The 23,393-nt window shown below is 53.6% G+C and carries 14 protein-coding genes and 1 pseudogene; all 15 read right to left on the minus strand.

Annotation, left to right across the window (positions count from 1 at the left end; genetic code table 11):
• Positions 1-553 precede the first annotated feature (553 nt).
• The 15 genes and pseudogenes from HH215_RS35700 to HH215_RS35770 all read right to left on the minus strand — a co-directional run bounded on the left by HH215_RS35700 (position 554) and on the right by HH215_RS35770 (position 23,381).
• Positions 554-1,489: a DUF3991 and TOPRIM domain-containing protein gene (locus HH215_RS35700; protein WP_169284778.1), complete on the minus strand. Its 936-nt coding sequence runs from the start codon at positions 1,487-1,489 to the stop codon at positions 554-556.
• A gap of 100 nt (positions 1,490-1,589) precedes the next feature.
• On the minus strand, positions 1,590-1,877 hold the full coding sequence (locus tag HH215_RS35705) for a hypothetical protein (protein ID WP_169284779.1): 288 nt from the start codon (positions 1,875-1,877) through the stop codon (positions 1,590-1,592).
• A 78-nt stretch (positions 1,878-1,955) separates the two neighbouring features.
• Positions 1,956-9,162 (minus strand): annotated as a pseudogene (locus HH215_RS35710) (helicase-like domain-containing protein).
• Between the two features lie 13 nt (positions 9,163-9,175).
• A complete protein-coding gene (locus HH215_RS35715) occupies positions 9,176-9,442 on the minus strand; it encodes a helix-turn-helix domain-containing protein (RefSeq protein WP_084781212.1) in 267 nt (88 codons plus the stop codon).
• 14 nt (positions 9,443-9,456) lie between these two features.
• Positions 9,457-9,945 carry a hypothetical protein gene (locus HH215_RS35720; RefSeq protein ID WP_169284780.1) on the minus strand — a complete coding sequence of 163 codons (489 nt, stop codon included), beginning with the start codon at positions 9,943-9,945 and terminating at the stop codon, positions 9,457-9,459.
• Positions 9,946-9,975: 30 nt separating this feature from the next.
• Positions 9,976-13,809 (minus strand): DUF5704 domain-containing protein, encoded by a 3,834-nt coding sequence (locus tag HH215_RS35725; RefSeq protein ID WP_248551617.1) that lies wholly within the window; start codon positions 13,807-13,809, stop codon positions 9,976-9,978.
• Positions 13,810-14,922, minus strand: coding sequence for a copper amine oxidase N-terminal domain-containing protein (locus HH215_RS35730; protein WP_169284781.1), 1,113 nt, complete (start codon positions 14,920-14,922; stop codon positions 13,810-13,812).
• A gap of 126 nt (positions 14,923-15,048) precedes the next feature.
• Positions 15,049-16,020, minus strand: coding sequence for a DUF916 domain-containing protein (locus tag HH215_RS35735; RefSeq protein WP_169284782.1), 972 nt, complete (start codon positions 16,018-16,020; stop codon positions 15,049-15,051).
• Between the two features lie 68 nt (positions 16,021-16,088).
• Complete coding sequence (locus HH215_RS35740; RefSeq protein WP_169284783.1) at positions 16,089-17,072, minus strand: hypothetical protein; 984 nt, start codon at positions 17,070-17,072, stop codon at positions 16,089-16,091.
• Positions 17,059-17,607, minus strand: coding sequence for a hypothetical protein (locus tag HH215_RS35745; protein WP_169284784.1), 549 nt, complete (start codon positions 17,605-17,607; stop codon positions 17,059-17,061). The genes HH215_RS35740 and HH215_RS35745 overlap by 14 nt, the downstream gene beginning before the upstream one ends.
• Complete coding sequence (locus tag HH215_RS35750; RefSeq protein ID WP_169284785.1) at positions 17,604-17,996, minus strand: hypothetical protein; 393 nt, start codon at positions 17,994-17,996, stop codon at positions 17,604-17,606. The genes HH215_RS35745 and HH215_RS35750 overlap by 4 nt, the downstream gene beginning before the upstream one ends.
• A 67-nt stretch (positions 17,997-18,063) precedes the next feature.
• Positions 18,064-18,543: a hypothetical protein gene (locus tag HH215_RS35755; protein WP_028598712.1), complete on the minus strand. Its 480-nt coding sequence runs from the start codon at positions 18,541-18,543 to the stop codon at positions 18,064-18,066.
• A 73-nt stretch (positions 18,544-18,616) separates the two neighbouring features.
• A complete protein-coding gene (locus HH215_RS35760; RefSeq protein WP_169284786.1) occupies positions 18,617-20,686 on the minus strand; it encodes a hypothetical protein in 2,070 nt (689 codons plus the stop codon).
• The gene (locus HH215_RS35765) at positions 20,683-22,545 is read right to left on the minus strand and encodes a Flp pilus assembly complex ATPase component TadA (RefSeq protein WP_169284787.1); all 1,863 of its coding nucleotides are present in this window, start codon (positions 22,543-22,545) and stop codon (positions 20,683-20,685) included. The genes HH215_RS35760 and HH215_RS35765 overlap by 4 nt, the downstream gene beginning before the upstream one ends.
• The gene (locus HH215_RS35770) at positions 22,542-23,381 is read right to left on the minus strand and encodes a CpaE/TadZ family protein (RefSeq protein ID WP_169284788.1); all 840 of its coding nucleotides are present in this window, start codon (positions 23,379-23,381) and stop codon (positions 22,542-22,544) included. Before HH215_RS35770 ends, HH215_RS35765 begins: the two co-directional genes overlap by 4 nt.
• Between the last annotated feature and the right edge of the window lie 12 nt (positions 23,382-23,393).

Here is a 23,393-nt window from a genome sequence, read left to right on the forward strand (position 1 = left end):
GTTGCCCTTCAAGGCACCTGCCGGGAAAAAGGGAGGGGCATCGAAACGACAAAAAGACGCTGATCGCTCAGCGTCTGTCACTTAAAGTTGTTCACACATCCTTTGCTGCATGGCGCAATATTCCATAATCTGACGGTGGAAAGAGGCGTCTGATTGGCGCAATGCTTTGCATCAGTTGCACGTATAATTGTCCCGTGCTATCATAAGAATAGAAACAAGGAGTCGGACGCCATCCGACTCCCCTGTACAACATTTGGGTGGGAAGCCTCCCAGAGAAGACTTATTCGAAAATAACCCGTACCCTCGGCGCTAACCTGGGCGGGTTATTTTCGCTTTTTCAGGTATGTGAGCAATGCCAGCAAGAACATGCCGAGCATAATCACTTCTGTAAGCGAAAATTGCATAAGCATCACCTCCGCTCTGGAGGCGATACTTTCCCACCCAAGTCAGTTGTACATCCGTATTATAACAAACAAAGAAATAGATTAATAGAACACAGAACCGCTTGTGTTCCCAGCGATTTCACCCGACGCCGAGCAAAATACAGAATACCTTATCGAGTTGGCTCTTCGCGCTGTTTACGATAGACCATCAGGTCGTCGTTTACATCTTTCACGAAGGGCGGCTCGTCAGAAATCTCATAAGTTTGACTGAATAATTGCCGAATCATCGCTGCCGCAGAACGGCCCGGTTCGTCGTTGTCCAAATGAAACACCAGACGCTTCACTTCCGGGTAGCTTTGCAAATAGTTAGTGAGTGCAGCCGGTGCGATGCTTTCCTTAGCGCTGTATATCCCGGCCAGCGACAGTTGATGCGATTGTCGCCAGTCTTTCCCTGCAATTGTCTCAAGGGTGCAGTAGGATAAGAGATCAATTGCACTTTCAAACAAATGCAGCTCGGTGCCGTTGTCATCGGCCGGTATAGCGAACGAATACCGTTTATCGCTGCCTGGCGCTTCGCCCAGATATCGAGTGTTGGTTGTCCCGCGAATTGCCGCATAGCGCGGAGTGCCTTGCAAATCAAACCCAACAAAAATCGCATTGTGGTACATTCGGCTTTCGTACAGTCGTCCCGTTTTGAGACAAAAATCGATTACATCGCGAGAAATGCCACGTTTGGAGAGATAAGCGACGACGCGATTCGAAGTCTCATACGGTTCGGGAAGCTCCAGCCGCGCATTTGAACCATCTTGCTGGATGGCAGAAGTAGCCGGAGCCATGTGAACTGGCGGATTACCGTCAATTTGCAGCACCGCATCGGGAAACGACATGCCTCTTACTTTAATGAGGTAGTCCAGCGCAGAACGACCTCCGATCCCCCTAGACCACCAGAACCATTTATCGTTGGAGATTTTAAGGCTGTCATGGGTTCGGGTCGAATAGGCGTTGCGTGAGCAACGAACCAGTTCGTATGGTTCGAAACATTGTAGATAGGTGAGCAGATCCCATTGCTTGGCACGTTCGATTTGTTCCTTGTTTACATAGCTCATTACCGTAGTTCCTCTCTAAAAAAGTAAGTAAGAGACGACGGCTTTATTACTCGTGTCTCTTAATCGTAAGGCTGATTTTCTTTCATCCTGCCGCACTTGGTCATCGTGCCTTACCCTTCTTTTTGGGATACAGATAAGCACTTCTTTCCCTCAACTCTGTAGCGCCTTTCTGTTTCATGAATGCGTCTAACTCGCTTTCATAGACTTGACTGGTCACCCCGTTCGAATCACGGATGTAATAATACGTGTCGCCAAATCCGTTCTTCCCTTTGGATATCAATTCTAATGCTGGCACGGTTTCTCCCTCCTCGGTCGGATCGGTTCCGTAACAAATAGGCGGTAGAATTGGGCAAAAGCATCCGCCGCCGCTTGGGATGGCATACAACATGTGCGTTCCTCCAGAAATGCGAAAAGGACCCCAAAGCCGGAGTCCATTTCGTCATGTGATTTTACCTTTCCATTGCTGCTATCGCTCTCGATCCGCAACCCGCCGTTCGGGTGCTTCCGGTTCTTCATCCGACACGCTGTCCACGGCTTCGTTTTCCCGTTTGTCCATGTTCAGCAGCACATTTAACTCCGCGAGCCGCGCGGACTTGGTTTGCAGTTCCTGCTCTTGCTTGAACGGTGCCTCGATCTGCTCCTTCGCCGTTACCATCTGTTGCTTGAGTGTTGCGAGCTGCTCACGGCAATAAGCGAGCTTATTCGGCAAATCCGACAAGGTATTGTTTATTCGACTCATATTGCCACCTGCATCCGGTCCTAACGTAATCGTATGGCCCAAAGCGCCGCGCAGTGTCACTTTGTATTCCTTTGCAAAGCTATCAAACGATAGCCATAAAGAAAAGCCCATGTAACTGCCTGCTTCCTGCGGATCGGGAGAGGTCATGCCCTTGCAGGCTTCTAATAGCGCTGCGCCCGCCGAAGCGCGTTCCGTATACGTAAAATCTTTGATGGTCATACCGGGAAAACGGGAATCGTCGCTGCTAGCCTTATCCGACACTTGGGTGCGCATGAACAAGGCCACGTCCTGCTCATACCCGGCAATACGTTCCTCCGTTGACTTAATTTGTTGCGGCAGCATTTTGAGCAGCCGATCCTCCAGCGCATATCGCTGGCTTAAATGATTGGCCTTGAGCAGCTTGAGCTTCGACACTTGAATGTCGAGGTCCATCTTCTCCTTGATGTACGGATTACCGGTCGCCAGCGCTTTAACCTCGGCATAGGACAACGCCGTCTCATCAATATCCTCGGCAGACCGTACCGGCGATTTGCTGGTCATAATCTGCGAGATAAACCGCTGCTTGTTCTCCAGCGTTTGATAAAGATAAGCGTCGAACGTGTTCTCTGTAACATAACGGAAGATGTGAACCTCGCGGTTCTGGTTGCCTTGCCGAATAATCCGCCCGCTGCGCTGCTCCAGGTCGCGTGGTCGCCACGGACAATCGAGGTCATGAAGCGCGATCAACTTGGTTTGAACGTTCGTTCACAAGCAGCACCCGAACCTGCCCCGTTCGTACTTTCGCAAACAATTCTTTCTTCTTCACTTCTGTGTTGGCGTCGTGAATAAAGGCGATCTCCTCTGCCGGAACGCCTTTCTCCGTCAGTTTTCGCCGCAGCTCGTCGTACACATTAAAGGTTCCGTCTTGCTTAGGGATAGAAAGGTCGCAAAAGACCAGTTGCGCGAGCCGCTGCTCACGACTATCGGCCCATTTCTGATAGACGTTATCCGCGCAAGCGCTTACCTTACTGCCTTCGTCATCGGGTAGCATGGCGTTTGCCAGCCGTTGATCGAGGGCCAGCTTGCGTCCGTCGTTGGTGATCTTGAGCATGTTGTCTTCATGCGGCTCTACTCGCTTCGCTCTCACCTGTTCGGCGCGGCTGGCGAGATCCGCGACCATCTCACGCTGAAAATCGCTCGGCGGCACAGCGACGTTGTGGAAGTAGGCTTTGGGAACCGGAAGCTGGAGCATATCCGCCGTCTGAATGTCCGCCACTTCCTTAAAAACGTTCATCAGCTCCGGCAAATTATAAAAACGGGCAAACCGCGTTTTCGCGCGATAGCCCGTTCCTTCTGGTGCCAATTCGATGGCGGTAACTGTTTCGCCAAATGTCGAAGCCCACGAATCAAAGTGCTGCAAGCCTTGCCCGCGTAGCCGCTCGTATTGCAAGTAGCGCTGCATCGTGTACATCTCGGTGATGGAGTTGGAGATCGGCGTACCCGTGGCAAAAATAATGCCCCGTCCTTCGGTCAATTCATCCAAATAGCGGCACTTGGCAAACATGTCCGACGACTTCTGCGCTTCGGTTTGCGACAGCCCGGCGACGTTGCGCATTTTCGTATAAAGGAACAGATTTTTATACGAGTCTGCTTCGTCGACGAACAATCGATCTATGCCGAGTTCCTCGAAGGTGACCACATCATCCTTACGGCTCGCGTCGCTCAGCTTCTCCAGCTTGACCTGCAGCGTCTTCTTTGTCCGCTCAAGCTGCTTGATGGCGTACCGCTCGCCCTTGGCTTCCTTTAGCTCGCGGATGCCGCTTGTGATTTCGGATATTTGCTCGTAAAGCTGCTGCCGCTGGCGCTCCGCCGAGATCGGAATTTTTTCAAATTGCGAGTGGCCGATAATAATCGCGTCGTAATCGCCGGTGGCAATCCGTGCGCAGAACGTCTTCCGGTTCTTCGTTTCAAAATCCTTCTTGGTGGCGACCAGCACGTTCGCGGACGGATAGAGCATCAAAAATTCCGCTGCCCATTGCTCGGTCAGATGATTAGGAACAACCAGCATGCTTTTGTTGCACAGGCCCAAATGCTTGCTTTCCATAGCCGCGGCGGTCATTGCAAAGGTTTTGCCCGCGCCGACGCAATGGGCGAACAGGGAATTGCCGCCGTAGAGCGTGCGGGCAACCGCATTGACCTGATGCTGCCGCAACCGGATTTCCGGATTCATCCCGGTGAAGCGGATATGACTTCCATCATATTCGCGCGGACGGATGGAATTGAACCGATCATTGTACAGTCGCGTGAGCTGCTCCCGGCGCTGCGGATCTTGCCATATCCAGTCTCGAAACGCTTCCTTCATGGCTTCCTGCTTTTGCTGTGCGATAGCCGTTTCCTGCTTGTTCAGCACCCGCTTTTCCACACCGTTCTCAACGGCCGTATCGAAAATTCTTACATCCCGCAGATTCAGCGTGTCTTCGAGAATTTTGTACGCATTGATGCGATTCGTACCATAGGTGACATTAGCCTTAATATTGTTACTGCGATCATCGCTTTTGCCTTTGACGTTCCAGGCTGCTGTGTAGCCAGAATACATCACATTGATGGAGGTTTGGTACATATACGGCGTATCCACCAGTTCGAAAATGAATGCCCGAATGACTTCCGGCGGCAGCCAGGTTGCGCCCAGTCGCACATCAATCTCGGAAGCGTCCAAGTCCTTCGGCTGCACGGCTTCCAGCGCTCTAACATTTTCAGCGTACCGCTCGGTGTCATAGGCCGCAAACTGTTTGGCAGCGCGCAGCTTTTCACGCACATTGCCCGATAAATACGCATCCGCTGTTTCGTAGGTCGGTTGTCCTTCTTCGTCCAGATTCTCAGGATTCGGGAAGATCACGCCGCGAAGCTCCTGCACAAGCTGTTCCTGCGCGAGTCCGGTCAACTCTGCCATATACGGCAGATCGACGCGAGCTTTCGTACCGATGGAAACCGCCAGCGCCTCCGAGGCCGTATCCACCTGTTTGATGTTGGCTCGTTGCCGAATGGTACGCTTCGTGAACATATCCGCCTTACGTAGCAACCGTCCTTCCTCATCTATGACTTCCAACGAACAGAGAAGGAAGTACGAGCTGTCATCCGAAAAGGCAAGGCTATTGGCGCGACTGTTAATCAGGCCGTATTGCGCTGTGAACCGTTCATATTGCGTATCCAGCTTGCGCTGCTGCTCCCTTATCGCTTCGTCGCTGTAATCCTCGGTCTGGTATTCGATCAGTTCGCGCACCGTGTCCCGAAGCTGAATCATGCCCTTGATACGACCCGCCGCAGTTGCTGATGTTTCAACCGGCCGCATCCGGCTGTTTTCCCGAAAATAGATTCGTCCCTCGACCAGCGCAAAGCTGAAATTACGAACGGACGGGTCGGCAAGCAGGGAGACCTCTTCCTCCTCCGGCTGTTCCTCCCGTTCCAACTCGACCCACTCCGCATGGATGTTCGTCAGTGCCTCACGCAAAAGCTCGTCCAAAGGAGCGTCCGGGTAGGGCCGGCAGGTCGTTTCCTGTTGATTGCCGTACATCCGGTCATCGTAGGCCATCGTACCAAGCACCATTTCGGGGCGGGCTGCAAAGTAGCTATTCACCGGCACATCCTCTGCCGTAACGCCGAGCGAAAGCCATTCCTCGGTTTGCTCGCTGACAGCCACCATCCGGTCCCGTTTTTGCAAAAACAAAATGTCGGCGGTCACTTCGGTTCCGGCATTCGCCAGGAACGCATTGCTAGGCAGACGCACCGCGCCGAGCAGCGCGGCCCGTTCCGCGATGTATTTTCGGACGGTTGGGTTTTGTTTGTCCATCGTCCCTTTCGACGTAATGAAGGCGACAATCCCGCCTGGACGAACCTTATCCAGCGTCTTCGCAAAAAAGTAGTCGTGAATCAGAAACTTGTGCTTATCGTATTTTTTGTCGGCCACGCCGTAGCTGCCGAACGGCACGTTGCCAACCGCGAGGTCAAAAAAACTGTCCGGCAAGCTGGTCTGCTCGTAGCCGCTGACAGCAATCGATACTTGTGGGTAAAGCTGCCGCGCGATGCGCCCGGTGATGCTGTCCAACTCCACGCCAAACAGCCGAGCGTCCTGAAATGACTCCGGCAATAGACCGAAAAAATTGCCGATGCCGCAAGACGGCTCCAAAATATTACCGCTACGGAAGCCCATCCTCTCCAGGCATTCGTACATCGCCTTGATGACGATTGGAGAGGTGTAATGCGCATTCAACGTGGAGGCACGGGCAGACTCATATTCCTCCGGGTCCAGTAAATCTCGCAGTTCCGCATACTCCGTTCCCCATTGTGGATTTCCTTCATCGAATGCCTGTGGAATCCCGCCCCAACCAACATAGCGGGCAAGCACGGTTTGTTCATCCACTGTCGCCTGACGGTTATCCTTCTCCAGTTGCCCGAGCAGCCGAATGGCTTCCACGTTCCATTTGTACTTGGTTTTCGCTCCGCCGTGTCCCAAATCGTTATTCGTAATCCGGTAGTTGCTGGCTGTAGTCGATTCAAGTTGGTTCTCGGGCGTGGCAGGAGAAGAAGTGCCGAGAGATATCCTGTCCTCGTCTGCTTGTGTCGCTTGCTCCGGTTCGTCCACCGGTTCCATATCCCATTCCGCATGTTCCGAATCCAATTCCTGCTGGCCGGAAATTAGATGATCGTTCAGTGGATTCTCGCGCAGCATGCGTTCGAAATCCCGGCGGTTCATTTCCTGCATGAATAACGGAAATTGAACGTTCTGCAGCACAACCTTTCGCGGCTCCAGTTGCGCAATTTCGAATTCATCCGCACCGATAAAGACTTTGCTGCCCTCGGCATAGGCATAATGCGCATGAACCCGATTGGGTGTTTGTATTTGCTGTGATTCATTCGATTGCCATTCGGATAGCGGTTGGATGTGTTCCGTTGTTTCCGATATTCGTTGCCTGCGCTGCTCCTCCTGTTGCTCGGCATAAGCAGGCAATCGCTCTTCTTCCTGACGGTTCAGGTAGCGACCTGCTGCCAGCAACTCACCGATACGCTTCTGTACCTTGATCCACGGCAACACAACCCGTACATTCGGGTTCATAATGGAACCGCGTGTCAGCGTAATCCCCTTACTATCGTGATTTTCATGAATATCCGTGCCGATCAAGGCAGAAAGGCGTCCGCCAGTGCCATATTCCCGTTTCAGAAAATCCGCGTTTTCTTGCGCGGATAACGACTGTTGGAAAAAGAGCGCAACGCGAAGTTTCCCGTTCTCAATGCCGCTGCCGTTTTGCAGAACGGTGTCGATTGCAGCTTGTGGAAGTGAAAAAGCGGAGGCTTTATCGCTCTCCGCTTGTTCCACCCATAAGGTCTGTTGCTGAATAGAAGGCATCGACTTTCGAGCAGGATCAAACTCGTTAAGGATGATCATGCTGTCGATATGCCCGGCAATAACCGACCAATCGTAAAAGCTCTGCGCCGTCTTGCGTTCTGCCGTGCCTGTCCAAAGACGCAACACGTTGAGGTACGGCTCAAATCCGGCTTGCGTGCCGTCGGCTAGTGTCAACTCGGTGATTCCTGCTGGGAACAAGTTGCGTATATACAGCGTTCGTTCCCGATTGTCCTCATGTATGCCGTAAAATGCTTCTATAGCTGCCTTGCTCTCTGAAAGCGGTGCAGCGCGGAGCATGTCGTTGATGACCGTCTGGTCATGAAAAAACGGAAGACTTCTGTCCTCCGTTTCCCGGTCGTACCATTTTAGTGATAAATCAACTCTGCGAGAATCAGTTCCTCGGCCTGTTGCTTCAGGCTGTTCATGTGACCCATCCAGCCCATCGGGTCGGTCGCCTTCTCCGGTGCTGGATACTGCCGGATCAGTTCCTGCATCGTCAGGTCGATCTGCTCCCGCGCTGTCCGGTCGATGTCCGCCAGATGCTGATTCAACTGCTCCGACAGCATCAGATGGGCGTAGGTTCCCCTCCGTTGGTCCTTGAGAAACGTCTTGCGCAACATCCCATATTTCCCGAACCTCATCGGATCGGCCATCGTCAGGTCGGGCAGGAGGTAATCCCCGTTCGGCGTGTAGGTCAGTTCCATGTTTCATCATCCTTTCGCGTGCTTTAGCTTCATTTTGCGGCAAGGATTCTGGCCTTGCAACGGTACGGCTGGCCTGACGCTCTTTTTTTCGCTGCTCATCGCGGCGCATCGCCCGGACGGTGGATTCAATCTCACGCAGCATGGTTTCAGCTACGTCGCTGATCGCCGCGCCCAAATGAGAGAGCGCAGGGAGCGTATTGAAATAGCCGACGCCGGACAGATCGTCAACGCTGATGTAATGGGAGGGTTCCAAACCGCAGCGTGTCAGCGCCATAAAGGCGACCGCGTATTGTGCGGCTTCCCTGAACAGCAGTTCTACATGCGGCTCATCCAGTTCTTCCAGCAGGCTGCTGTCGCGTTCGGTGAGCAGCATCCGCACGTAATCGGCGCTATGATCCTCCACCGCGTTTCGGGCAGCGGACAACAGCGCGTCAACCAGTTCCATCCCCGATCCCGATTCACTGCCAAACGCATTTTCCAGCGTTTCAATGACAGCCTCCGTGTCCGGCACCTCCATGCGCCACAGGGGGACGGTTTGTCGGCTTCGGCTCTGCGTATCTGACACATCGAAGACATGACGCAACCCCAAATGACTGCCCCGATCCTCGATCAACGCGATGCCTTTTGCGCCGCGCTTTACCCACCGGTTCAACCGATTGTTCCAGATTTCAATCGCCGCGCAGGCTGTAGCATCTGGACGCTGCGCGTAGATCAACAGTTGATCCTGAAACGGATACTTGTAGTTCCAGGCTGCCGTCCGTAAAAAATCGGCCCAGCGCTCGGGATGATCTGAAACCGCGTGGGCCGTACTCGCGGCAAGCTCGGCGATTCGCTGTAACTTTGCTGTCACCGGTCGCACCTCCTTATACGAAGGTAATTTGGTTCGTCAGACGAATGCCTTCCTCGGAATATCTTGGCGTGAGCCGAATAAGTCCATTTTGCTGAAGCCGATGTAGGTTGCGACGCACAGCAGAAGTGGAAAGACCCACCTCTGACGCAAGTCGCCTGGACGAAAGCAGTACCGCGCCGTTTCGCCCGCCTGCACGATCCAACAAATAGCTGTACAGCAGCTTCGCTGCAGGGGGAATAGATGCTCCGGTCAGCAACCGGTAACGGGCAAGATCATTCATAGAAGTGCATCCTCCTATCGTTCCAGTTCAGACTTCTGCTTTAGTGGTGCCGATGAAGGGGAATGGAGGGGCGACGAAAATTCATTCATTCGCTCCGGCCGGGCAAAGCAATATAAATAGAAGTTATAGTCGCCGGCACGCGGAAAGCATCGCAGATAGTAACGATGCTTTGCCGTCTGTAAACAAAAGCCATAGACATCGCTGTGCCGTGCGCTTGGTAGACGGGCCTCTGGATGTTTTATACAAAAATCGTGCATGCCACTGCGGTTTTGAAGCAGCCCCTGTTCCGTCAACGCTTGAATGACCGCTCCAAGCTCCTCCCGAAAATCAGGAGTTTTCAACGAAGAGATATGTTCGAACCAAGTCGCCCAGAATGCCTCCCCATCTTTGCCGAAATCACCGCGCACATGCCCAATACAACCGCGTTCTGTATCCTTCTCGATGGAGGCGGAATAAAAATAAGCCTCATCCTCAGATGTGGCAATCTTCAACTTCTCAATCATGCTCTTTTCCTCCCAAACGATATGCTGTCTTTAATGGGTGCCGCCCGTACCAAAATCGTCGTAGCTAGACAAGTCGGCGTGATAAAACACAACGTCCCCGTCTAGCAAAGAGAACATCCCCCCGTAAGGATCGACAAAACTGCGCTGAAAACCTTCCATCTGCCACTGGTTGTCCAGCGGCGCATTTTTATACTGCAAATGCGGGTGAGCAATGTCCTTATTGCGAATGGTTTCGATGTCAAAATTGACTACAAAATAGCCGTCACGCAGGAAGATCGGCGCATTGTCGTCCAACCGGTGGGTACGTCCGTACTCGGCCAGATTCATGCCTGCTGGCACTGCATAGGGAGCAGCGGGAAGGCTATACTCGCCAAACCAGCGCTGCACCGAGGCATTAGCTCGTGCAGTATCAATGCCGGACGGCACCTGCATACTGCCGATAAACATCCGAAGCTGCGAAGGAAGTAACATTCCGTCGTAGCCGCCGACGTAAATCCGCTTTTGCGCCGCTTCCTTCAAATACTGCTGTACATACGATGTCTGACTGCCAGAAGAACCATTCACCCTCCAAAGTGAACTGGCAGTATTGGATAACTCCTGCTGCGACACATTGCGCATACGGGTATCAAGCGTCACCAGCCGCTGCTCGGTGTCTTCCGTGGAGCCGATCCGAATAAACCGCTTGGTTCCCGAATGATAGTACAAGTCCACCTGTTGTCGGTTTTTGCCCTGCTTGTCAACGAAATAAAAGGTAGGCGTGATTTTAATCCCGTCGCCCGCGCTGAACATGTTGCCGAGCGTTTTGACCTCAAATTTGAAGTGATAGCCTGTTTTTACAACAACATTTTTCTTTCCGCTCTCCGGGTGACTGCCGGGCCGAATCGGCAGCACGTAAGGGGCCGTATTGCCGCGCGTCGCGCCGTCGATACCTTTTGTACCAACCCAATAGCTATTTCCGGTCGGCGTCGCACTGCCTGCCGCCGTTCTGAACACCTTTTCCCACTGGTAGTCGGCAACATCGGTAATTCGGAAGTCGAACAGACGGCCAATAACCTCAACCGCCACAACTTGCGTCGCCACATGATTAGTTAAGTCCAAATTGGCATTACTTTGTGATGTGAATGAAGCCGGACTGTTTTCGGCAAACGTTCGGAATAGTACATCATAATTTCCCTCATCTACCCAAACGGGCATGTAAAAAGTGGTTGTAAGCTGGCCGACAGGAATCGAAGTCCAGGTGTCCTTCGGAATCAACGTTGCGTGGTCAGCCTTGTATACATCGAATGGGAACCTTACCTGCTTGTCTCGCACATATTTGGCATAGTCCCGATTGCCGTAGCCGATAATGTCTCGGTGCGGCCCGCTGGTAGGAATCGTCACGGTAAAGGAGCGATCCAGAATAAGCGCCGAACGATCGGCTGTCGGCACCGTTTTCTGATTGTGCGCCTGATCGTCGGCTACAGATGCCAGATTGACGACGGGGGTATGCACCGTCACCGGATTGATGCCGTTGATCGGGAAGCTTTGGTTCGACCCGCCTCCGATGCCCTTGACCAGCGTATAATAAATCGTCCCCGTGCTTGGCTGGCTCCCCTTGTTCGTTTTAGTCGCATCGATGACAAATCCCGAACCATATAAAACATCCTGACCGATCATGGGAGATGCGGGAATCGCCCCCGGAGCAGGAGCCGTTTCCTCCACCGTCCGATTGTCCATGATCGTTTGTCCATTAAAGACGACCGTGTCGTTCTTGACCTTGATTTTCCCGACCGCATTTTCAGCCTCTGACTTCCAGTTCTCGCTTGGAACCGAAGGTCTACTGGAGCCGCCGTAAACCGTTTGACCGGAAAGCACAACGTTGCGATACACCGGGTCCGTAATATGGGACGAGACCGCTGCATCATGGGTGGCGGAAACAGACGGTGCGGTATACCCGTTTGCTTGCAGCGTTACCGAACCGGAGGGCAGGGCATAGTTGGCGACTGTCGCCTTCTGTAAGCCGTACACTTCCAAACGGTCTACCAGCCAATAGCTGTACTTTCGTTCCACACTGTAGCTTTGGGTGACCGTTTGCGTGTCGGATCGGGATACCGGAATCGTGGTCGAATGACCTTCGCTATCCGGCGGGCCGGGAACATATTCCGTCCATCTCAGCGTATAGGTGCGACTGACTGTAATCGGATACGATTTCGAGCCTTTCACTTCTGTGAACGTGTTGCGATACAAATACGCTTTGGCGCTCGCGTTAACATAAAGGCTTTCAGAGGTCGGTATTCCCTTTAAAACGTCAAATCGTTCAGCGCCGCGAGAATCCGCCTTTATGATCGCCGATGCCGTGGCATCCATCGCCTCGACTTGCTGGCTCGTGCCAGGTAACGAGGTATCGCCGCCGTCACTGTCGCCTTTGCGTACGGTGTGATCCGAGGTGGAATCTCCGCTGTTACCATTAGCATCTTTCACGACGACCGTGATTTTGACGGTAATGCTGGAGCCGGATGTGAATGGAATTTTGATCGGCAGCGATTTACTTGCCGTCAGCCCGCTGAGTGAGCCGGACTTATCGTTAGGCGTAACGAATGTTGCGTTCTCTATTTTTGTGATCTCATACGTTTTGAGCGGCACGGGTGACTTCGCTTCAAATACAAAATTCCCATCAACCGTGGTAACTGAAGCCTCGACGTTATCTGGTGCGTCGATACGGGAGGTCACGGTAATCGGGGAAGGAATTTTATAGATGCCGACGAAATTGGAGCCGCCAGAGCCAACCAAGATGGAGCGTTCGAGCAGCTTCGCGTCGCCTTTTTCTTGTATGAATAGCTTCTCATCCGGCTTCTTGTTGTTTGTGATATATGTGCGAACAATTTCATAGGTCTGGCCGCCAGATGTGAGCTGCGGATCAAACGTATAGTTCACTTCCTCTCCAGTCTCGTAGACGCCTTTGTCGACTTCCTTGAGCTTCGTACCATCTTCCTTTTGATAGATCGCCTTTACCGGGTTATTTTCAGCGTATTCGGCAATCGCGTCCGTTCCGCCAAGCGCCGCCGTGAAGCTTCGCGTTCGCACCTTCGGATTTGTATCCGGATTTTCCTGTAACCAGCTTTTCTGCGTTAGGTCCTTCTTCGGCGATAGGTAGGAGCGGACAATACTGTACGTTTTCCCGTTATCCTCAATCGTCGCAGGAAACTCGTGGTTGATCGTCTCGCCGACTTTGTAGTCACCCTTATGGAACGTGACCTCAGGCTGCTTGAGGATCGTTCCTCCCACGGTTTTCGCAACGACATCGACAGGAAAATTCGCGCTGCGATAGGGGACGTGAATCCCAAAGTAATCATCGAGATCATCCGGGTGCGCCCAAGGTTCAGCGTTCTTGATTCCTTCTAACGTGTAAAATGGGCCTTTGCGCACGTTTCCATTGCCATCGACGGAAACCATGATTGCGTACAAGTACAGGTCGTCGTTGTCCTTGATGTCTCCCATGCCTGCTTGCCACATGCCGTCCGTTACTAAATCTTCACTGACTTCGTAGTAGGTCGTGACCGGCTCTCCGGGAATTGGGGGGTTCGGATTTTGCGCGACTTGACGCACCTGTTGATTGACAAATGATGCGTGACTGCCGTTACGCGGATCACTGCACTGTTTGGATGATGTATTCGTGCAGAGTTGGTCACGACGCACCGTCCAACCTACCGTTCTGTAGCGGATGGACGAGGTTGCTGCTGTGCTAGTGATTTCAAATTTGATCTTACCCTCATCTACCCGGACAGCCGGTGTCGCGGCATTCGTAAGAAACGGAAAGCACGACAATAAAAAAGAGCATGCCAGCAGCATGCTCAACGTGATTCGTATGAATTTAGGTTTGCGCATCTAGTTCGAGTCCGCCTTTCTAATGATATGATTGCGGAACAAACTTGCATTCGGATCGACCTTCAACGTATTTCCCCAATCGCCGCCTACATTAGTGGATAGAGAAATATCGGCGTAGCCTTCGTACCAAACACCTTTCTCAAACGTTTGTTTTTTCGGGAACCACTCATCGTAAAGCAAGTCATTGCTTGCCTTGTACGAGACGAATTTAATCCTGAACTTGGATCGCACAAAGTTGTTGCCAAACCCATCTTTATAAATCATGGATGGCTCGGGATCAAGATAGCCTTCCATCTGGATTTGGTTCTCTTTGACCCATTCTGCGTAGCGGCGAATATGCTTCAGTTCGGCATCAGAGTTTTGCATTTTGGTAGCAAAAACCGCCTGCGCCCACGCGTCATCAATCGTGTTGTAATTTACATTCAGCCAAAGCACACCGAATGCTTTCAGTCTTCCCATCCAAATATCCACGTTCTTCTTGTTGAATTCCGGCTTCGTCGAATAAAGGACGGATGAAACTTTGCTGTCTGTTGGATGCGAAAATGGATAGCCCATCTCGTACATTTCGTTCGGAACGTCCGCAAGAATGTATGGATAATCGCTCGCATTCTTCGGTAAGTCGGTCGTGCGTATCAAGCGCCCCCATTGGTCGGTCTGCGCCGTGCTATCTTCGCTGGCCTTGATAAACACGGTGTCTGTCGGATTGTCCCAATCCACCTTCGCACCCAATACCTCGCTGACGAAACGGAGCGGCACAAACGTTCGACCGCCGCTCAGGATGGCTTTCGTATCCAAAGTGACCGCTTTGCCATCTACCTGCACAACATTTTGGTCAATCGTCAGAACGATAGATTGATCGTCACTCGTAATCGGAACCGTTTGTGTTTTCGATTCCCAGCCGACTTTCGCTCCGAGCGATTCGGCGACAAAGCGTACCGGGACGAGCGTTCGCCCGTTCTCATCAATAAACGCCTGCGCGTCTGGAAACCAGATTTTTTGGCCGTCCATGACGACGCTGACAAAGGTTGGCGGTTTACTGGCTGCGCTTGCCGTCAAACTGAATATACTTCCGAAAAGTGTCACAATGAGGAGGGATACTAACCTTCTTTTCAAATGCCTCACTCCCTAAAGAAAATGTGCGAAACTGGAAAAACTTTCTGTTGCCTACATCATAGTGCCGATTCTGTTGCCTGTCCACTGTCCGGTAGCCTCTCCTCAGCAGGAACCAGGAGCCGCTCGTTATTCCGTGCGTGAAGCTCTTCTTCTTATAACAACAACGACGATGACAAGAATCAGCAGCGAGCTCCCGTAGACGCAGGATGGGCGCAGTCCAAATGAACCTTCATGAAGCGGAGAACCGTCCCCAGTAGCCTGAATCACGGTTCCTGATGGCATAGTCCGACCGTCCGTTACTTCAAAAGGGAATTCCTTCTGTTCTATACGGTTACCCAGCGTAGTCTTCACTTCCACCGTGTAAGAACCGGGAGAAAGCGGCCTGTTTAGCTCCGCCATGTACTGTGCGACCGTGCCTGCATAAATGGAATCAACCGTTGATTTCCTTTCAATCAAAAGCTCGCTGACATCGTCCTGCTGTTTGAGCTGCACCTCGATCTCCGGTTCGGACAAGCTTTCGCCTTCATTGACCAGCAAAATCGTCAAGCTCGCTTTTCCGTTCTCCAGCGTGTATACGGCTGCGTGCGGGACAGCCTCAGGAGGCTTCGCTTCGTCCAACTTGTAGTTGAGGACGACCCGCAACCCGATTTTACGTGCCGCCGATTCCCTCATACTTTGATCGTAGACGCCGATGACGGACACGTACTGGCCCGGCTCCACACTATCAGGTATCTGCATTTCCATTGTAAAGCTTTGCGTCTCGCCAGCCTTGAGGGTTATACTGCGATCCGGCGCCCTGTACCATGCAGCCGAACCGGTATCGGGATCGCTCGGTAAAGTAAAATCCTTACCGCCGCCCAATGCGGGCATGGCATCGGCCGCATAGAGCAGCGCTGTTATTTCCTCATCTGTGGGATTCGTGACGTGAACCGTGTACTCGCGCTTATCGCCGGGTACTATATCCTCGACATATGCGCCCAACTCCGGATTGATCCGGTCGGAATCCCCGCTGATGACCAGTTGCTGCCCATCCATAGGGTTTGTAAATCCGGCGGCTATACAAAAAACGATTGCCGCCAGCAACAGTCGAATCCACATGATTGATGAACTCCTTTACTTCTATTCCGCTTGCCATCGCTCACATGAGCGAATAGGCTACGTTCCTGCTAGAAGGCCGAGCCGAGGCAAGGCAGGGGCATATATCCCTTGCGCGCGGCTGCTTGCCCGCTGGCAAACGTTTCTTCGGCCGGATAGGTGTAACCGCAGGAACTGCGGTAGTACACCTTCATACTGCCTTTTCTGGCCCCGATGATCGTTGGACGTTTCACGATGCGGCTCCCGCCAAGCGCATAGTTGTTGTACACCTTTGCTCCCATCGGGATACCTTGTACAAAAGCCAAAACGCCCACATCATCCACCGTATTGTGCCAGTCCTCATCAGAGATCAGAGGCAGGGTGAACGTGTAGGACAGGCCATTTCGAGAGACCGTTTCGTTATATCGATTGATCCGGTAGGCCAACTCGTCCTGGATCGCCCGGACAATCGTGCTTCGTCGTACCTGCTCGAAGAGCGCAGCATCCTGCAAAAGCGGAATCGTCGCTTGCTGCCGAATGTCCTGACGCAAGCCCTCATGCCAGCTTCGGCTGACCGCATCGTAAGCGAGTACCTGCTGGTCGAGCGTAAAGGAAAGGCTGTTACCCGCCGAATCGGAATACGCATAAGGCTTCTTCGTTCCCCAAGCCGGTTTCATGACGGTTTTTCCGTCAGTCCCCGTCCATTCTTGCTCGGAATAGACGTAAAAGCCGTCGTACCCGATGATCACGATAGCCGGAATGTAGCGATGCAGGACACCTTGCGACACCGGATCATCCCCAGCGCCGAAGCCTGCGTCCAGCGTCCGGTAGAACGCCGCTAGTGCTTCTTCCTTGTTCAGCGCGACATGTTTGGCCGAGGCATATTGCGCTTCCTGCTGCTGGCTTGCGTTAACGACGAGCAACCTCGCGGCGTCGTCCACCGCGGCATCCAGCGCAGCGTCGTATCTCATCTCTGTCAGCACCGTCCGTCGCAGGGTATCTGTCTCATTCCGGTTGACTATCGCGAGGGGGAGAAACAACAGCGCACCGACGATTGCCCATTCAATCCATTTCATTGCGCACCACCCCGCCATACGGAATCACGATTTTTTCATTTGGGCTGATGGTATTATTCAGAAAATCGAAGAGCAGCGTGCCTGCCGTTCGGTTCGTATTGCGCACAATCACCGTGAAGCTGTCACCCGCGCGCATCCGATAACGTCGGCTTGGGTCATCCTTTGCTGCCCGATTGTCAGGGAACAGCACCGGCAGGATCTGCGAATTGAAAAACGCATCGTACTGTACCTCGTAGTTGCCCTTAAAGGTTTCGGGCCGTGTCGGATCGTCGTAAACCGGTACATACTTCTTGCTGTCATGCTCCATCTGAACGTCAAAGCTATTGCCGGTCGCCGCAAGTGCGGTCATGAATTCGTTATACATCGTTGGCGTGATGCCGCCTTTGTCCCGAACCGCATCAACGAAGGCTGTCGTCGCGCGCAAGGCAACCAGTTCCGAAATATCGTCCTGCTGATCAAAGGCGGCAGAGAGCGGGTAGAGGTAGAGCAGCAGAATAGCGATCAATACGGCGAAAATTTTGATCAAACTGTTCATGGCAGGCTCCTTAGTGTCAGGCGCTGCAAGTGACCGGAAGCGTCCCGCTCATAGGCGGGCTGATATCGCCCCTTCAGACGTATGCCTGCGGACGAAAGCTGCTCCCGTTCCAGCGGCGGCGCGAATCGAATGCCGTCTACCACCATTTCCGCATCTCCTTCATCTAGGCGAGCGATAGCTTGCAGCACTTCCGCACCGGATACCGAACCGTCGCCCGAGAGCGGTACAGCGATTTGCTGCAAGTTGCGATCCTGCGATTGGCCGGTTACATAGGCGAGCGAATTGAGTGAGGCACCGGTCTGAAACAAAATCAGACCGCTTCCTGCGGCCATGAGGAAAACGAGCAATGCTGCGCTCATCTCCAGCATCGTTCTAGGCACATAGTTCATGCGTTACACCTCCTTCATGACGAAAGCGTCCAACCTGGGCCGGACGCTTTCGTAACTTCATCCGACCTTATTGCTGCCGGAAGATGATGCCGCGAATGACATTGCTGCTGTCCAGCACCAGCGTGCTGCGGAACTTGCCGCTTGGATTAACGTAGTTGATGTCCGCTTCGTCTACGGTCTGGCTAATCTGGCCGGGTGCGGCTCCGACGATTGCGCCGTAGGTGACGCTATCCAGAGGCACACCGGTATTGACAACCTTGCCGTACCACTGACCGGTCGGGTTTTTGCCGGTAACGATCTGGATGCCAAATTGGTCCTGATCGCGGAACTTGCGAAGCGCGTTGACAACCTGACTGCCCGAAAGCGTCGTATTGTCATACACCGTAAACGCCGTTTGTGAAAGCTCCGTCTGGATATTGCTGAAATTGCTTTGAGCCGCCTTGGTCGAATCCTGGGCGGAAATAAACAGCACGACAGCCAGTGTAATGAGTGCGATGGCAAGGAAAATTCCTGCTGCCATGACAAGTGCCTTCTGCGCATTGGACATGTACAATTCTCTCCTTTGATTGGGGGGATAAAAAAAACGCCTTCCCGCTGATGAAGGAAAGCGTCTGTATGGGTTACTGGATGCGTTGAAGCTGATCGTAGTACACGGTCATCTGATGCAGGCTGACGACGACAAGCGGAATGACCAAATACCCGAATATCAGCGTCATCAAGGGGGCAAACCCGATCCAGCGGCCCCAGCCTGCCTTTTGTTCAATTAACTGTTCATACTCCTGCTTGCGCTGCTCTCGCGCAAACCCCTGCTCTGCTTCGAGATCGTCGAATGCCTGCCGGATCGTCAAATGCTGCGAAGCCATTTCCAGCTTTTCCACGATCCGAACAAAAGGCAGAAACGGTGCATCTTCTTTGAGCTGCGCAAGCGCCTGCTCCTCACCCTGTTCAAAATGAAGAAGGCAGGATTGCAGTGGCTCCTTGAAGACCTGCGCGAACTGCTCCATCCATAGCAGAAGCTGTTCAACCGACATCCGTTCCATCCCGGCCAGCATGGCAATCACGGCCTGCAACTGATCCACCTCGTGTTTCATCTCCATCTGCCGCATACGCCGCTGGAACAGTCGAATACCAACTGGCAGCGTGTACCCGCCCCATCCTGCGGCGAACGCCAAAAACGCTTCCCACCACGCCAGAAAAGGCTGATTCAGCTTCTCCAGCTTGCCCAGGATGCGCCGCGCCGCCTCTCGAAGCTGATCCTCCTTGATCTGTGCAGCCGGGTCCTTGCGCAGCAGACTGATGACGCTATTTTCGCTTCGCGGCCTCACCTCCTTTAATTGATCGAGCATCCTGCGATCCAGAGCGGCGGCTTCCCGCGCCTTCGTTTCCTCCTCCGGAGACAACTGCCCGAAAAGTGTTCCCGGCTTCACTGGTGCATACAGCACCTGATGCCGCTCCGCTGCATGCAAGGACACGAACAAGCCCAGCACCGTCAAAAAGGCTGCGAACCCGGCCACGATCCGCTGCACGTAAAACCATTCGAGACGTAAGGGAGAGGCTGTATCCTTGAGCAGCTGGGTTATCCGTTCCGCTTCTCGCGAGCCGGGAACCGGCCCCAGCCTGTGGGCTAGCCAGCGCATCCACGGCCAGCCATAGACCCGTTGCTCCCATCTTTTTCGGCTGGTGGGCCTTGCGGTCGCACCCAGCTCCGACAGGTTGCGCAGCAGCACGTAGCATAGCCACACGACGACAAGCAGACAGAGTTTGACGGCCCAACCGAAAGCGCTGGCGTAGAACGTGTCCATTGCCGGAAAAAAGTGGCTGGCCCAGGCTTCAATCGGACGGGTAAATAGCAGCGGCAGCAGCGCGATAACGGTCAGCCCCTGTAATAAGAAGCTGAGACGCTCGCGACGCAGCAATTCCAGATTCAGTTCGATGGACAGCTTTTCCAGTCCCTTGAGGTAGACCGAACCGCTTTCCGTTTGCTGATCGCCATGCTCCTTGATGAGATACGACAATCCCGCAAAGCCCTGCAAATAGCGATTTGGGGCATGCTCCACATATTGCGCTAGTTTATCTTCGGCGTCGCTGTCCGTCAGCATGTCGTACAGCTCTTGCCCGTGCAGTGCCATTTCATACGGCGCGCTGTCCGCCGATTCATAGACGGCTTCATCCACCATCCCGTGACGATGGTAATGATGTCTCACATCCCCAAGAAACAGACGAAGTTGTCGCAGCAGCCTCATTTCGAGCCGATAAACACCCATATCCGAGAGGATGCCGTGGCCGACCCAAAGACCAATGCCGAGCATCGCCAGCGTGTAAGGGTCGCGCACCGCCAAAACAAGCGGAATCGCGGCCAAAAGCAGGACAAGCCACATCAAGAGCGCCGATTTCATCACCTCAAGCCGCAGCTTCCATTCGTCCCCGAGCCGCAGGATGACCAATCGCCTGCGAAGGTGCTGCAAGTACATCCTTAGAACCGGCATCTGCTCGCAAACGCTGTATAGCCGCTGCATGAAACTGTAAACCGCCTGCTTGCGAGGCGCTTGCCCCGGCTTACGCAGCGCTTCGTAGCGCCGGACTGCCGCCACCTCCGAATCACGCCGGGACAGCCACAGGAAGGCCGCGACAGCGGCAAAAAAGAGCACGGTTGCGATGCCAAGCAGAGGGGAGAGCCATTCCCGAATCATGTCTCATCCCCCCAATGGGATGCTAGAAACGCATCAAAGACGGCCTGATCGGGGCCGCTCAGGTATTCCGCAATCTCGCAGCGACTTTGCTTGGACAGGGGATGAACGGCAACGTAACGACCGTCGCGGTATTCGACGAGATTTTGGGCGGTGTACAGCGGGCGATCCGTCGAGCGGCGGAAGTATTCGAGCGTCGTTTCCATAAAGGCTGCCATCCGTTCGTCCTTTGTCATTTTCCCGCGAAAGGCTTCCGGGTACGCCGTCTCCTGCGGCACTGGGACGCATTCCGTAATGCGCTCGATATACCGTCGTCCGTCCAGGTCGCGGCGAAGGTGAATATCGAAGTTGACGACGCTGACGACCTGCTGCTCTGCCACACGCTCGTTCGTAAACACCTTTGTTTTCAACAAGGAATTGCGGAGAGATAGCACAAGGTCACGGAAGGTTTTGGCGTGATGCGTGAACAAGGTGAATAATGATGCCACCTGTGCCATCTGAACCATCCAAGCGGCGACCGGATCGGTCGCTACCTCTCCCAAAATATTGACGGAGCCGTCCGTCTTCTTCTGGATGTCCAGCCCCTGTTGACCGGAAATCGTCTCGGTTTCGCGCAGGCTGACGATGTTGCGTTCCGGGTAAATTTTGCGCAACTGAAGCTCGAAGCTCATTTCCTGTACCCGGATGGGCAGCACTTCTGGAATATGACGCACCATCGCCATGAGCAACGTTGTTTTGCCGCTGCCCTGAGCGCCGGTAATCGCGGTGATCCGCGCACCCGATACCAAGTAACGAATGAGGCCAATCGGCAATTCCGCGCCTTCGTCCTGAATCAACTGCTCTAGCGTCGCGCTTTGCACGTCGAATTTGCGCACAAAAAAAGCCCACGATTCACTGAATCGGGGGCGCAGCACGACGACGCGGGAGCCGTCTGCCATTTCATTGACCTTAAATCCGTTCGCCTCGGACAACTGGCCGGGAAAATTGTGCTTATAGATGATCTGGCAAACGCGTCGCAGTTCCTGCTCGGAGCCGAAGGACAAGAAGCTCAGGTGGATGGACTTCCCTTTGTAAAACAGCCATACGCTATCATGCGAACGGGGCAGCGACTGAAGTTGTGCGTCCTCCTCCAGCGACCATTCGCCCTCCCACATGAGCGGCGGCAGACCAGATACACCCCCGGATACGCCGTCCACACGCATGTCGCGCAGCTCGTCCACGACGCTGAATCCTTTGTAATGCTGATAAATCCGCTGGACGACAAGTTGGAGCTTATCGTCCGTCGTCAAACACGGCGCTTCACGGGCGAAGACGCTACGAATATCCTCCGCCGTAATCCGGTACGTTTCAAGCTGGCCTTCCTCGTTTCGTCTTTGCCGATCCCATTCATAGGTTTGAACGAGCCGGTCGAGCGCATGAAGCCCGGCTTCCTTTTTATATGTGTAAAGCAGAATATCAAACTGGTCTTGCGCGGAGAGGGACTCCGGCTGATGAAAAGGCAGCAGGAGGTTCAAATGCGCATCGTCCAACTCATAGCGCTGCGCGAGCAGGTCGGCAATGATCTCCTTGACGTATTCCTTGTCCCGCAGATCACCGGAGGTGCAGCCCCGCAGCGCCTTTTTCAGCTCCGCCCGTTTGCTTTTTCGGCGGCGGTATTCTTCCTCCGACAAACCGAAGTCGGCCAGGTTGCTGCTGGTTAACTCGTGTAGCGTTGCTTTTACGAAAGTGGTCATCGCTTCCAGCGTATATACCGATGTGTCGTCCGTCCGTTCCGGCAATCGTCGGCTCAGGCGCAAATAAAGAAAGAAGATTGAAAGCAACAAGAGCGCGATCAGGATGAAGGCATTGAGCATAGCCGTCATGGCGTGTCGCCCTCCTTCCCTCCGAAAAGATGCTGCCTTGCGCCTGCGCTTTCGATCACAGCCTGCGCCAATCGTCGCACCTGCTGCACGAACAGGTGGTTCTCATGACCGCTTGCTATCTTCCTGTTGCGAAACCAGAAAGGATTCGCTTCGCCATGCTGTGCCGCATCCATCCAGCCTGTATTATGTGCAACAGGGTACACGGTCGGTCCTATACGGAATTGACGCATGAGATTTTTAGAAGTAAGCGTCGAATAAGGGTCGTACTGTCCGAACACGAGCAGCGTTCTTCGGCCTTGCAGCATCGCTGCTTCTGCCGATTGAAAAAATCGCTCTAGAAGGAGACGGTTTTGCGGCAGGCAGACGACCCATACGTCGGCCTGCTGCCGCAGCATTTCGTCCCAAGCCGACCCGCTGCCGCTCCCCCCATCCAACAGCACTACATCGTAAGCGCGGCGGGCAACCGCAAGCAGCGGTGTGAGCCATTCCTTTGCCGTTTCAATAAAAATATCCTCTTGCTTGATGGAGCCGGGCAAAATATCCAGGCGATCCCGCAGTAACGGATGGGCATAGTCACGCAGCATGACAGGCTCCAGCTTGCGGTTTTTCAGCAGACGCAAGAGCGCATCAATTCCCGTGTCCGGGTTTTGCATGTCCTCTCTTCCGGCAGGTCGAAAATAGGCTCGTTCGACAGCGGCGTAGCTGCTTAGCAAATGCCCAAGCAACAGCAATCGCGCCGAATATTCCAAACCCATGCACGTCGCCGCGGCGAGCAGATTAGTCGTTGTCCCGGCCTGACCGGATACAGGACTCCAAAATACAACGGTAGCTCCCATAAACGTTCTCCT

It is taken from the genome of Cohnella herbarum (assembly GCF_012849095.1).
In the GTDB taxonomy this organism is placed as follows: Bacteria; Bacillota; Bacilli; order Paenibacillales; family Paenibacillaceae; genus Cohnella; species Cohnella herbarum.

Excerpts from the sequence above, each read along its gene's own strand:
- HH215_RS35700 (WP_169284778.1), bottom strand. The coding sequence starts at position 1,489 with ATGAGCTATGTAAACAAGGAACAAATCGAACGTGCCAAGCAATGGGAT.
- HH215_RS35705 (WP_169284779.1), bottom strand. The coding sequence starts at position 1,877 with ATGTTGTATGCCATCCCAAGCGGCGGCGGATGCTTTTGCCCAATTCTA.
- HH215_RS35715 (WP_084781212.1), bottom strand. The coding sequence starts at position 9,442 with ATGAATGATCTTGCCCGTTACCGGTTGCTGACCGGAGCATCTATTCCC.
- HH215_RS35720 (WP_169284780.1), bottom strand. The coding sequence starts at position 9,945 with ATGATTGAGAAGTTGAAGATTGCCACATCTGAGGATGAGGCTTATTTT.
- HH215_RS35725 (WP_248551617.1), bottom strand. The coding sequence starts at position 13,809 with ATGCGCAAACCTAAATTCATACGAATCACGTTGAGCATGCTGCTGGCA.
- HH215_RS35735 (WP_169284782.1), bottom strand. The coding sequence starts at position 16,020 with ATGTGGATTCGACTGTTGCTGGCGGCAATCGTTTTTTGTATAGCCGCC.
- HH215_RS35740 (WP_169284783.1), bottom strand. The coding sequence starts at position 17,072 with ATGAAATGGATTGAATGGGCAATCGTCGGTGCGCTGTTGTTTCTCCCC.
- HH215_RS35745 (WP_169284784.1), bottom strand. The coding sequence starts at position 17,607 with ATGAACAGTTTGATCAAAATTTTCGCCGTATTGATCGCTATTCTGCTG.
- HH215_RS35750 (WP_169284785.1), bottom strand. The coding sequence starts at position 17,996 with ATGAACTATGTGCCTAGAACGATGCTGGAGATGAGCGCAGCATTGCTC.
- HH215_RS35755 (WP_028598712.1), bottom strand. The coding sequence starts at position 18,543 with ATGTCCAATGCGCAGAAGGCACTTGTCATGGCAGCAGGAATTTTCCTT.
- HH215_RS35760 (WP_169284786.1), bottom strand. The coding sequence starts at position 20,686 with ATGATTCGGGAATGGCTCTCCCCTCTGCTTGGCATCGCAACCGTGCTC.
- HH215_RS35765 (WP_169284787.1), bottom strand. The coding sequence starts at position 22,545 with ATGACGGCTATGCTCAATGCCTTCATCCTGATCGCGCTCTTGTTGCTT.
- HH215_RS35770 (WP_169284788.1), bottom strand. The coding sequence starts at position 23,381 with ATGGGAGCTACCGTTGTATTTTGGAGTCCTGTATCCGGTCAGGCCGGG.